The sequence below is a fragment of the Vibrio sp. 10N.261.54.A5 genome (genome assembly GCF_041471145.1).
GTDB lineage: Bacteria > Pseudomonadota > Gammaproteobacteria > Enterobacterales > Vibrionaceae > Vibrio > Vibrio crassostreae_C.
This window is the reverse complement of record NZ_JBFRNU010000042.1, coordinates 39571-51487: the sequence shown is the minus strand read 5'-3', so window position 1 is coordinate 51487 and position 11917 is coordinate 39571. Positions and strand designations below refer to the sequence as shown.

General features: G+C 44.7%; 10 protein-coding genes and 1 other annotated feature. Of the genes, 2 read left to right on the top strand and 8 right to left on the bottom strand.

Annotated features, from left to right (window positions below; all coding sequences use genetic code 11):
• Positions 1-11 precede the first annotated feature (11 nt).
• Complete coding sequence (gene yaaA / locus AB4329_RS12970; RefSeq protein WP_017059322.1) at positions 12-788, bottom strand: peroxide stress protein YaaA; 777 nt, start codon at positions 786-788, stop codon at positions 12-14.
• Between the two features lie 208 nt (positions 789-996).
• The gene (locus tag AB4329_RS12965) at positions 997-2424 is read right to left on the bottom strand and encodes a sodium:alanine symporter family protein (RefSeq protein ID WP_032545312.1); all 1428 of its coding nucleotides are present in this window, start codon (positions 2422-2424) and stop codon (positions 997-999) included.
• Positions 2425-3133: 709 nt separating this feature from the next.
• Between AB4329_RS12965 and AB4329_RS12960 the strand changes: the two genes are divergently transcribed.
• Positions 3134-3322 carry a DUF3545 family protein gene (locus tag AB4329_RS12960; protein WP_017059319.1) on the top strand — a complete coding sequence of 63 codons (189 nt, stop codon included), beginning with the start codon at positions 3134-3136 and terminating at the stop codon, positions 3320-3322.
• Between the two features lie 152 nt (positions 3323-3474).
• Here AB4329_RS12960 and AB4329_RS12955 read toward each other — a convergent pair whose 3' ends face one another.
• From AB4329_RS12955 to nfo, 3 genes are all read right to left on the bottom strand, one after another.
• On the bottom strand, positions 3475-4026 hold the full coding sequence (locus tag AB4329_RS12955; RefSeq protein ID WP_372138487.1) for a hemerythrin domain-containing protein: 552 nt from the start codon (positions 4024-4026) through the stop codon (positions 3475-3477).
• A gap of 86 nt (positions 4027-4112) precedes the next feature.
• Positions 4113-4793 (bottom strand): uracil-DNA glycosylase, encoded by a 681-nt coding sequence (gene ung, locus AB4329_RS12950; RefSeq protein WP_017059317.1) that lies wholly within the window; start codon positions 4791-4793, stop codon positions 4113-4115.
• A gap of 397 nt (positions 4794-5190) precedes the next feature.
• Positions 5191-6099: a deoxyribonuclease IV gene (gene nfo / locus AB4329_RS12945; RefSeq protein WP_017062881.1), complete on the bottom strand. Its 909-nt coding sequence runs from the start codon at positions 6097-6099 to the stop codon at positions 5191-5193.
• A gap of 326 nt (positions 6100-6425) precedes the next feature.
• Here nfo and grcA point away from each other — a divergent pair, with 326 nt between their 5' ends.
• Positions 6426-6803 carry an autonomous glycyl radical cofactor GrcA gene (gene grcA, locus AB4329_RS12940; RefSeq protein ID WP_017059315.1) on the top strand — a complete coding sequence of 126 codons (378 nt, stop codon included), beginning with the start codon at positions 6426-6428 and terminating at the stop codon, positions 6801-6803.
• A gap of 77 nt (positions 6804-6880) precedes the next feature.
• Here the strand turns inward: grcA and thrC are convergent, their stop codons facing one another.
• From thrC to thrA, 3 genes are read right to left on the bottom strand one after another with little or no spacing between them, the layout of a single operon-like run.
• Positions 6881-8164, bottom strand: coding sequence for a threonine synthase (thrC, locus tag AB4329_RS12935; RefSeq protein WP_102394353.1), 1284 nt, complete (start codon positions 8162-8164; stop codon positions 6881-6883).
• The gene (gene thrB, locus AB4329_RS12930) at positions 8161-9117 is read right to left on the bottom strand and encodes a homoserine kinase (protein WP_372138495.1); all 957 of its coding nucleotides are present in this window, start codon (positions 9115-9117) and stop codon (positions 8161-8163) included. Before thrB ends, thrC begins: the two co-directional genes overlap by 4 nt.
• Before the next feature lie 17 nt (positions 9118-9134).
• Entirely contained in the window at positions 9135-11594 is a 2460-nt protein-coding gene (thrA, locus tag AB4329_RS12925; protein ID WP_372138485.1) for a bifunctional aspartate kinase/homoserine dehydrogenase I, read from the bottom strand.
• Positions 11595-11623: 29 nt separating this feature from the next.
• Positions 11624-11742 (bottom strand) — a sequence feature (Thr leader region).
• Between the last annotated feature and the right edge of the window lie 175 nt (positions 11743-11917).

Genomic DNA, 11917 nt, shown 5'->3' with positions numbered 1-11917 from the left:
GCCAAGGACTACTAGTTTTGCTCTTCGCGCTTAAAGACAAGCTCTTTCGCGTTCGACTCTTCTTCAACGAAGTAGTAGCCCGCCGTATCAAACTGGGTCAGCGCCTCAACCGAGTCGATCTTGTTCTCGATGATGTAGCGAGCCATCATGCCACGCGCTTTCTTCGCGTAGAAACTGATCACCTTGTACTGACCGTTCTTGCAGTCTTTGAATACAGGGGTAATCACTTGGCCATCCAAGTTCTTCGGCTTCACGGCTTTAAAGTATTCGTTAGACGCCAAGTTGATCAACACATTGTCGCCTTGAGCATTCAACGCTTCATTCAGCTTGTCTGTGATGATGTTGCCCCAGAACTGGTACAAGTTAGTACCACGAGCATTGGCTAAGCGTGTACCCATCTCTAGGCGGTATGGCTGCATCAAATCTAATGGCTTAAGCAAGCCATATAACCCAGAAAGCATGCGCAGGTGGTCTTGTGCGTAGTCAAAATCTTCATCCGATAGCGTTTCAGCGTCTAGGCCAGTGTATACATCGCCTTTAAAGGCTAGGATTGCTTGGCGTGCGTTGTCTTGGGTAAAGGTCTCGCTCCACTGCTCAAAGCGCGCTACGTTCAACCCTGCGATTTTATCGCTGACTTTCATCAGTGCAGAAATATCTACTGGCGTCAGTTTGCGGCACTCTTCAATCAGCTCAGCAGAGTGTTCAACAAACTCAGGCTGACTAAAGCGTTCCGTCGCTAATGGTGATTCGTAATCAAGTGTTTTGGCTGGAGAAACGACAACTAACATAACTTTACCCTAATCGGTTATCTAACTGGATGCTGCTAGAGTATAGAAAAAACATCAACTTGTCTTTATGACTCTTCCTATTACTTCGATAGGGAGAATGAGCTTCGATAGACAGAATGAGACAAATGACAGGCAAACAAAAAGGCTAAGGTCGAAACCTTAGCCTTTCTAATCACTTTAGGATGAGCCGTTTATCGCTCCAACAAGATTACTTCTTGTTGTTGTCCCAAATACCGTCTTCCAGCTGAGACTTAAGCTCTGGGAAGTCATTCGAATCGAATGTTGGTACTTTACCCGCGTCTAGTTGGCGGTTGTAGTCTTTCGCTAGCTTAATCACGATACCTGATAGCAGGATAATCGCCACCAAGTTAACAATCGCCATTAGGCCCATCGATACGTCAGCCAGTGCCCATACCGTTGGTAACGTCGCTAGAGAACCGAACATAACCATACCCAGAACAACGATACGGAACAGCACTAGGCCCTTCTTGTTGTTGTGCTCAAGGAAGATAAGGTTCGTTTCAGCGTACGAGTAGTTTGCAATGATTGAAGTGAAAGCGAAGAAGAAAATCGCTACCGCTACAAAAATGCCGCCCCATTCACCCACTTGTGCTGTTAGTGCACGTTGCGTTAGTTCGATACCCGTTACTTCACCGTGTGGTACATACTCACCAGACATCAGGATGATTGCGACTGTTGCTGAACAGATAACAATGGTATCCATGAACACGCCTAGCATTTGCACGTAACCTTGTGATGCTGGGTGCGGTGGGTAAGGCGTAGCAGAAGCTGCTGCGTTTGGCGCAGAACCCATACCCGCTTCGTTCGAGAACAAACCACGTTTGATGCCGTTAATCATCGCTTGTGCGATTGCGTAACCTAGGCCACCCGCTGCTGCTTCTTGCAGACCGAATGCACTCTTGAAGATAAGAGCCAGTACTTCAGGCACTTTCTCGATGTTCGCGAACATCACGTACATAGCGATCGCTAGGTAAGCCAATGCCATGATTGGAACGATGATTTCTGCTGTGCGTGCAATCTTACGGATACCACCGAAGATAACGAACGCAGAGATGATTACGATACCAACACCAACGTAGCTACGCTCAAGGTCGAATGCCGTATTCATTGCGCTTGCAATCGCGTTCGCTTGAACCGCGTTGAATACAAGACCAAATGCAATGATGAGGAAGATAGAGAATAGAACCCCCATCCAACGCATGCCTAGGCCTTTCTCCATGTAGTATGCAGGGCCGCCGCGGTAGTTACCGTCGTTATCACGCGTTTTGTATAGCTGTGCCAGTGTGCTTTCTGCAAACGATGTTGCCATACCTAGCATTGCGATTAGCCACATCCAGAAGATAGCACCAGGGCCACCAGCGGTTAGTGCTACAGCAACACCTGCCATGTTACCCGTACCTACACGAGCAGCGAGACTAGTACAAAGAGCTTGGAAAGAAGAGATACCAGCACTGTCTGCTTTACGGCTGTTTCTAAGAACAGAGAACATGTGGCCGAAATGGCGGAATTGAATGAAGCCTAGTCGTACAGTGAAGTAGATACCCACACCAACCAGTAAGTAAACTAAGATAGATCCCCAAAGGAGATCGTTCATCAAATTGATTAAGTCTGTCACGTGAACCTCGTAATTGAGTTTAAGCACCGATCATGCTTCCTAGCCTTCCTCTTAATCGCCTATGCCTCTGTCAATGTTGTGTCGGCACTCTTGTTATATTCTTGCGGCGATTGAGACTGTAAATGTCGCTTCATGCATCCATTTTACGTATCAGTGTATTTTTTGACGGGCGGATAATGCAGCGAGACGGCCTAAAAATCAATATGCAAATACACTTATATTAAAATGACATTTCACTAATAACACACCTTTTGTTAACACAACTTTCAACAATGCAGCCCAATAAAAGTCACATTATCGGGACATAATATCAACAACAGCCACGGCACTACCCCAACAAGAACACCATCCTATAAAAATGACGTCAGCCTAGGTTTTACAAGGTATAGTGAAGATCTTCGTTTTTTTCTAGGCCAATGAGATCCCTATACCGCACGGTACCATGTGCACTTCAATGCATTGTAGTCAAAACGCTATTCCATTCGCACAATGAATTAACATTCAATAACCCCCAATTTAATCGTTTACTTAGGTTTGTTTGCCTGTTTTTTATACATAATAATTCTCACAATGTGTGAGCATGCATAAGAAAATAGAACAAAAGCTTCATGGATTTGAAACAAATGAGAAACAAATCAAAGTTATTGTGAACCTAAATATGATATTTATTGGTTCGTAAGAACTAGTCCCACGGAAGGAGATATGGCTTATGGATAGCTTTCAATTCGATGAAGTATCAGAACTAGAAATGCCTCGTGTAACTCAAAAATCACGCTCGAAACCACTCAAGCGTAAGTGGCGTGAAATCGAAGCCATCAACGATCGTAGGCAGCTTGAGAAAGAGCTGAGAGAGATGAACCTAGGTCTTGATTTTAGCCTTGACGATATAAAACTTTAATCAGCACGATAAGAAATCAGATAGCAAAAGGCACCTATATAGGTGCCTTTTTTATTTTTTGAGGTAGTTAATCCGCTCAAAGCGCCATTTAGAAACCAACCCTCTAATATAGAGGACACCTAAAAATAGGTGCACCTCAACATTACAACGGGCTAAACACACTCTTGTTCATTTTGTCGAACCCGAGCCGCGAGTTGGCGATATTGATCGGCGATGGTCTCTCCAAAAACAGGGTCATCTTCCGGTTGAAGCCATTGAGACTCCACTTCTTGCCAATCTTTCACCGTGAACGCCTCAACAATCATGGGTAGCACATGCTTCTCTTCATATTCCATGTGCTTTCGCTGAGCCTTAACAAACGCTTCAAGCTGCTCAATAAAGACTTGCTGAGGAACCACCGCATCTTGAAGGATCATATCGACCAAACCTAAAAAGTCCGCCGTTTTCTCAGAAAGCAATTGATGCTCTAACTCCAAGTCTCCAATCGCTTGCTCGCTGCCATATTGCTTAAGATAGTAGCGATAAATGACGTCTTCTTTAGGGTGATGCACTTTGTCTGAATGGTTCATAAGGTAATGAACCACCTCTGCGATCAGGCTATAGTTTATTTCTCGCTCCTGTTTCAGAAACTCTAACTTACTGTTGAGTATCGCGAGTAAACGAGCCATATAGCCATGCTCTCGTCTTATCCTTTCAATCATCATAGTATTGCACTCCATTACACCTACTATTTATAAGTGTATACGAATATGCTGATTTATGATTTGACCCTGCTCAGAAAACCACCAACCTACACTTCTGTTGGTAAACGCCAGTCAATAGGTTGTTGATCCATAGAAGAAAGCAGCTTGTTGGTTGTAGAGAAATGCTGACAACCGAAGAATCCACGGCGTGCCGATAATGGCGATGGGTGAGGTGCAACCAACACATGATGCTTGTCGTCATCAATCGCTTGACCTTTCTTCTGGGCGTGTGCGCCCCACAACAAAAAGATGATCGGTTCAGAGCGCTGATTGAGCTCAGCAATAATGGCATCGGTAAAGGTTTCCCAGCCACACTTAGCATGTGAGTGTGCTTTTGCCTCTTCGACTGTAAGGACTGTGTTCAACATCAACACCCCTTGCGATGCCCAAGAATCGAGATAACCATGACTAGGAATCTCAAAGCCCTCTATATCTTGTGCAAGCTCTTTGTACATATTGCGTAGAGAAGGTGGGATTTTCACACCAGGAAGCACTGAGAATGCTAAGCCGTGAGCTTGGTTAGCACCGTGATAAGGATCTTGCCCTAAGATAACCACTCGCACGGATTCGAAAGGCGTCATATCAAAGGCACTGAACACCTGTTCTTGTGGCGGGTAGACGGTTTTACCACTATTACGTTGCTGTTCAACAAACGCGAGGACACTCTGAAAGTACTCTTTATCACGTTCATCATTAATAATGGATTCCCAAGTCTTTGGTGCGGTCATCGTTTTACTTCCCAATCATCAAGGTTTCTAGCGGCTTTCGCCAGACAAAAAAATAGCTGTATCGGCTAACTGTCCTAAATAAGGCTCTAGTTATACCTCATACAGCTATCAATAAACATGATGTGTAGGGTTCACTTGTTGATGAATCATAATAATCAGTTCAAGTTGTGCTTATCTCGATTAACCACTTTTCTGCTGTGTACGATGGTGGCCGTGGTTATGCACGTGACGGTTTGGTGTAGGTAAACGGCGTGCGACAGCAATAGTTGAAGTTTGGGTGATTGAATACATAAAGGCACCTCCTCTAAGACATCGTGAACTACATATTCACTTTAATACTATGAAAGAAAGGTGCCAATTTTTAGAAATAGACGGAAATAAATTTCCCCCTCTATTATTACGCTTGTTCGCTCGCTAGCGTTGCTGAGCGATGAAACATTCTAAGTTGTTGAATTTCCTCTTTCCAGATCGTCGAATCAATGGTTTCCAAGATAAGAGGGATACCATTAAAGCGAGAATCAGAGGCAATATACTCAAAACAATCCCAGCCAATTTCGCCTTTTCCTAAAGAATGGTGTCGATCGACTCGGCTCGCGAACTCAGCTTTTGAATCATTGATGTGCATTGCTCTTAGATAGTGCATACCCACGATGCGGTCGAACTCAGCAAAAGTATGCTCACACGCCTCTTTTGTACGTAAGTCATAGCCAGCAGTAAACGTATGGCAGGTGTCTAAGCACACACCAACACGTGACTTATCTTCTACCTGTTCGATAATCTCTGCTAGATGTTCAAACTTCCAACCCAGATTAGTGCCCTGCCCAGACGTATTCTCGATCACTGCGATTACGTCAGGTACCGCTTGATGAGCTAGGTTGATCGATTCAGCGATCTTCGCCAAACATTCGCTTTCTGAGATTTTCTTTAAATGACTCCCAGGATGAAAATTCAAAAGCGTTAATCCAAGTTGATTACAACGCTCCATTTCATCAATAAAAGCCGCGCGTGATTTCTCTAGCTTCTCTTCTTCTGGTGCTCCTAGGTTAATAAGGTAGGAGTCATGAGGAAGAATGTGCTCAGCACCGAAGCCCAACATTTTGCAATTAGCTTTAAAGGCACTAATGGTTTTCGCTTCTAGCGGTTTTGCCGCCCACTGTCTCTGGTTCTTGGTAAACAGTGCAAACGCATTGGCACCTATTTCACGTGCACGCATAGGCGCCTGATCAACACCACCAGCAGCCGACACATGAGCGCCAATAAACTTAATATTTGTTTCCGGTTTTGAGGATGAATTATTGTTTGTCATTAAATCACTTTACACTTTCAGAATGCTTAATAAATAAAGGGTCGTATCGGTTGTAGTTCAATAAAAACACAACAAATGTAGTAAACTTACAACAAATATGACTGTTAAATATTTTTTATACTTTAAAATATTTTGTAATTACTTTGTTTTCAAAGGTTTTATTGATTTACCTCAATATAATCACCTTTGTAAAAATATGGTTTTTGGTTGTTTTTTGACTTAAATCAATGTTAACCTTACTAATATTAGGTATACATTACCCAGCTCAATAAAAATCGAAAGTTAACACCATAATCAAACCACATTCAGTGGACTAGGAGATAGTTATGATCCAAGGTATTCAAATTACTAAAGCAGCAAACGATGACCTACTAAACTCAATCTGGCTACTAGATAGCGAGAAGAATGAAGCTCGTTGTGTTGTTGCTACTGCAGGTTTCGAAGCTGACCAAGTTATCTCAGCTGCAGACCTAGGCGAGTACGAAAGCCGTGAAGTTGCAATCGAAGCAGCACCACGCATCGAAGGTGGTCAACACCTAAACGTTAACGTTCTTAAGCGTGAAACGCTAGAAGACGCAGTTGCTCACCCAGAGAACTACCCACAGCTAACTATCCGTGTATCGGGTTACGCTGTACGTTTCAACTCTCTAACAACTGAACAGCAACGTGACGTTATCGCACGTACGTTCACTGAGTCTCTATAATTTTTAGAGCTTAAATTAGAATACAAAAACGGCGCTCATTGAGCGCCGTTTTTATTTGTTCGAAAAACAAATGGACGTTACGGTTGAACTCGACGAAGCACAGCTTTTAGCGCTTCAAAATCGTTATCAAGATCTTCAGACAACAATTCCATCGCCGCGTGTTTTGCTAGCGGGCCAGGCAGTTCGATATCAGAACCTAGGATGTCATCAACCACTTCTTTGAATTTCGCTGGGTGTGCTGTACACAGGAACAAGCCAGTTTCGTTCTCTTGCAGTTGCTCTTCCAGTAGACGGTAAGCAATCGCACCATGTGGTTCACATAGGTAACCTTGTGCTTTTAGGTCGCGAACTGACTCAGCGCTCTGCTCGTCAGATACTTTACCTTTGCCTAGTGTATCTAAGCCCCAACCTTTCAGTTGGCAAAGCTCTTCGATACGAGGCCAGTTGTTTGGTTGGCTTACGTCCATCGCGTTCGATGTTGTCGCAACAGTCGGTTTTGGATCCCATTGACCTGTTTCTAGGTAACGAGGAACAGTGTCATTTTCGTTAGTTGCTGCGATAAAACGCTTAACAGGTAGACCTAGCGCTTTAGCCAATAGACCAGCCGTTAGGTTACCAAAGTTACCACTTGGTACAGAGATAACGAGGTTTTCACGTTGCTCTTTAGTCAGCTGAGAAGCCGCCTCAAAGTAGTAACAGATCTGAGCCATTAAACGGCTGATGTTGATCGAGTTTGCCGAATTAAGACCGATCTCTTTACGCAGTTCAGCGTCATCAAATGAGTCTTTAACTAGAGCCTGACACGCATCAAAGTCACCATCAATCGCCACAGTGTGGATGTTCTTGCCAAGCGTACAGAACAGCTTCTCTTGCAGTGGGCTGATCTTGCCTTTCGGGTAAAGAATCACAACATTGATGTTTTCCATGCCGTAGAAAGCATGCGCAACCGCCGCACCAGTATCACCTGATGTTGCCGTTAAGATAGTGATTTGACCACCATCAGAAACAGCTGCTAAAGATTGAGCCATAAAGCGGCCACCGAAATCTTTAAACGCCAGTGTTGGACCGTGGAAAAGCTCAAGCGCGTAAACGCCGTCTTTTACTTGGTTGATTGGTGCAGGGAATTGGAACGCTGCATCCACCATTTGGTCGATCTGTTCTTTTGGTAATTCATCACCAATCAATGCTGACAGAATCTTTGAGCTACGAGGGACAAAGTCCTCTGCTAGCAGCGCATCGATATCATCAAACTTTGGCAGTTCAGATGGGAAAAATAGACCTTGATTACGGCCTAAGCCTTGACGAACGGCTTGGCCAAAAGAGACTTGTTCATCATTTTCTTTGATGTTGTACAGTTTCATAACTCACTTCCTGTAACGATCGAACCCTGCTTATCTAGGCGACAAACGTGAACGAATCCTTCTTCATTTTGTACGTAATTTTGTTCTAACCAGCGTGCAACACGCTCGGCGACATCTTGTTCTTTGCAAATGCTAAATAGAGTTGGACCACTACCAGAAATACCAGTAGCCAGTGCCCCAGCTGACAGCGCGTATTTACGAGCATCAGCAAACCCTGGAAGCAGTTTCTCACGATATGGTTCAGCGATCACGTCTTTGATCATCTTAGCGGCTAGCTCTGGCTGACCAGAATGACACGCGTGGATGAAACCCGCTAAATGGCGACCATGAGCAATCACATCCTGGCGACGATATTGAGAAGGTAGAATCTCGCGAGCTTCTGCCGTTGAAACCTTAATGCCCGGATACGCCATTACCCAGTACCAGTCATCAAAACATGGTACTTCTTGACTAATGATACCTAGCTCTTCCAGCATTAATTGCACACCACCAAGGTAACAGGGTGCAACGTTATCGTAGTGGATACCGCCTGAAATTTTACCTTCCATTTCGCCCATCAGAGCAAGCAGTTCAGTTTCATTCAGGGGCTGACCATGAAAACGGTTTAAAGCATCCAGTGCCGCGACAATTGAACAGGCACTTGAACCTAAACCAGAACCAATAGGCATGTTCTTTTCTAGTGTCATTTCCAAAGGCTTAACCGCAACGCCTTTTTTATCAAGCTCTCGAGAGAATACCACCCAGCAGTCGTAGACAATGTTTTCTTTGGTTTCAGTTGGCAGCTTAGAAACAAAACTGCCTGCTGTTTTTAGTGAGAATGATTCATCACCTGCTTTAACCATTACTCGGTCACCGAGCAGCGCGCCATCCACTGGAGACACAGCGGCCCCCAGCACATCAAACCCTACACTGACATTGCCGATTGATGCAGGTGCATAAACAACAACATCCATATCACTTGAACTCATTCCTAAACTCCTAATTTCCAACCAAGAGTACGCATCACATCAGAGAATACGCCTGCTGCTGTAACTTCAGTACCCGCACCGTAACCACGCAATACTAGAGGGATCGGTTGGTAGTAACGGCTGTAGAATGCTAATGCGTTCTCGCCATCTTTAATCTTGAACATTGGGTCGTCGCCATCAACAGCTGCGATACGAACTTTACACTTACCATCGGCGATTTCACCAACATAACGAAGTACTTTGCCTTCTTCTGCTGCGATCGCTGACTGTTCTTGGAAGTAAGCATCAGCTTCTGGCAAGCGAGCCATAAACTCTTCAACCGTGCCTGAATCATCAAAACCCGGTGGCAATGCTTGATCAACTTCAACATCTTCAAGCTCAAGTGCCATACCCGCTTCACGAGCAAGAATAAGCAGCTTACGCGCAACGTCCATACCAGACAGATCATCACGAGGATCCGGCTCAGTGAAGCCGTTATCTTTAGCAATATTAGTTGCTTGACTGAGTGTCATACCTTCATCAAGCTTACCGAATATGTAAGACAGTGAACCAGAAAGAATGCCGTTGAACTTCTCAAGCTCATCACCCGCAGAAATTAGGTTCTGTAGGTTTTCGATAACCGGTAGACCTGCGCCTACTGTTGTCTCGTACATCAACTTACGACGTGAGTTACGTGCAACTTCACGAAGTTGATGGTAGTAAGCCATGCTCGCTGTATTTGCTTTCTTATTTGGTGTTACCACGTGGAAACCAGCCGCTAGGAAATCAGCGTATTGCGCCGCAATGCCTTCGCTAGACGTACAGTCAACCAATACTGGATTGATAATGTGGTTACGTTGAACAAGTGCATTTAAGCGCGCTAAGCTAAACTCTTCTGTCGCGCTCGACATGCGATCACGCCACTGCTCTAGCGGTAGACCATCGCTATCTAGCAACAAGCCTTTGCTGTTTGCTAAACCACATACGCGAATCACGATGCCTTTTTCAGCCAGTTTGCCTTGTTGACGTTGGATCTGGTCAACAAGCTCACCACCAACACCACCAACACCAACAACGAATACGTCAAGGAAGTGCTTAGAGTTGAATAGGTTTTCGTGACACGCTTTGATCGCTTCAGAGATTTTGTCTTCAGGGATAACCGCAGAGATCGCACGTTCAGAAGAACCTTGCGCGATAGCAACGATGTTGACGTTCACTTCAGCTAAAGAGGAGAAAAATTGAGACGCCACGCCACGTGAAGTGCGCATACCGTCACCCACTAGCGTAACAATCGCGACATCGTCCATGAACTCAACAGGCTCCAACAGACCATCTTTCAGCTCAAGTTCAAACGCATCTGACAGCACTTGCTTCGCTTTCACCTTATCAGCCGATTCAATACAGAAGCTGATGCTGTACTCAGAAGAAGATTGAGTAATAAGGACAATAGAAACGCCAGCAGAAGACATCGCGCCGAATACACGACTCGCCATACCTACCATGCCCTTCATGCCTGGGCCTGATACGTTAACCATCGTTAGGTCACTTAGCGTCGTAATACCTTTGATTGCTAGGTTATCTTCGCCAGTGTCTTGGCCAATCAAAGTACCTGCGCCTTGTGGGTTGAAGCTGTTTTTGATCAGACAAGGAATGTGGAATTGCGCAATAGGAGCAATGGTTTTCGGGTGTAGAACCGAAGCACCAAAGTAAGAAAGCTCCATCGCCTCTTGGTAGCTAAGAGACTTGAGCAGACGAGCATCATCAACTAAGCGTGGGTCACAGTTGTAAACGCCATCGACATCAGTCCAGATTTCACAGCAATCAGCACGTAGACACGCCGCTAACACAGCCGCTGAGTAGTCAGAACCATTACGACCTAGTGTGACTAGCTCACCTTTTTCATTACCCGCAGTAAAGCCAGGCATGATGTTAACGTGACCTTTAGGAAGTGGAGATTGTTGGAAGTTCTGAGTAGAGACATCCACATCGACCATAGCTTCAAGGTGATCGCCTTTAGCGTATAGGTATTGGACAGGGTCAATCAGGCTTGCTGGTTGGCCTTTCGCTTCCAGTACCGCTTTCATTAACTGGATAGAGATTCGCTCACCTTTACTGATGATGCGAGCATTAACGTGGTTCGGGCACATACCAAGTAGGTTGATGCCATTCACGAACTGCTTTAGCTGAGCAAGAGAGGTATCCACCTGCTCTTGAAACGCGGCACCATCGATAGAAGGCACGACCGCTTTGATCTCTGCAAACAGTGTGTTAAATGAAGATTCGATCTCTGTAATCTGTGCGTCAGCTTCACCATTTTTCAGTGCAGCTTCAATAACAGCGACCAACTTATTGGTTGTTTTTCCTGGAGCCGATAGTACAACGGCTAGCTCTTCTTGCTGGGCATTATTAGCGATGATATCAGCCGCTCGTAAAAAACGATCTGCATCAGCTAATGATGAACCTCCAAACTTTAAAACGCGCATCCCTTTCTCCATAAGTCATAAAAATGGTACAAAAAAAGGCCTGTATCTTGTTGGATACAGGCCTTTTTTTTAAAATCCGTTACTTAGCAGCCTGCCCCAACAATGTTAATGTCGGTAATAATAATGGTTGTGGTCATTACTAGGTGGCTTACGTGCTGCATATCAAATTCTCTGCTTGTGCTTTACTCTACGTGTATCAATTTTTACCACTGGACGTCAATGAAAAGTTGCGTTTTTTTTACATTCGCACCGTTTTTCAGAGCAAACCGTCATTTAAGGGATAAAACACCCTGTATAAACCTTCACTTAAGATACTGGATTTA

Coding starts and splice junctions, on each gene's coding strand:
- yaaA (WP_017059322.1), bottom strand. CDS start 788: ATGTTAGTTGTCGTTTCTCCAGCCAAAACACTTGATTACGAATCACCA.
- AB4329_RS12960 (WP_017059319.1), top strand. CDS start 3,134: ATGGATAGCTTTCAATTCGATGAAGTATCAGAACTAGAAATGCCTCGT.
- AB4329_RS12955 (WP_372138487.1), bottom strand. CDS start 4,026: ATGATGATTGAAAGGATAAGACGAGAGCATGGCTATATGGCTCGTTTA.
- ung (WP_017059317.1), bottom strand. CDS start 4,793: ATGACCGCACCAAAGACTTGGGAATCCATTATTAATGATGAACGTGAT.
- nfo (WP_017062881.1), bottom strand. CDS start 6,099: ATGACAAACAATAATTCATCCTCAAAACCGGAAACAAATATTAAGTTT.
- grcA (WP_017059315.1), top strand. CDS start 6,426: ATGATCCAAGGTATTCAAATTACTAAAGCAGCAAACGATGACCTACTA.
- thrC (WP_102394353.1), bottom strand. CDS start 8,164: ATGAAACTGTACAACATCAAAGAAAATGATGAACAAGTCTCTTTTGGC.
- thrB (WP_372138495.1), bottom strand. CDS start 9,117: ATGGATGTTGTTGTTTATGCACCTGCATCAATCGGCAATGTCAGTGTA.
- thrA (WP_372138485.1), bottom strand. CDS start 11,594: ATGCGCGTTTTAAAGTTTGGAGGTTCATCATTAGCTGATGCAGATCGT.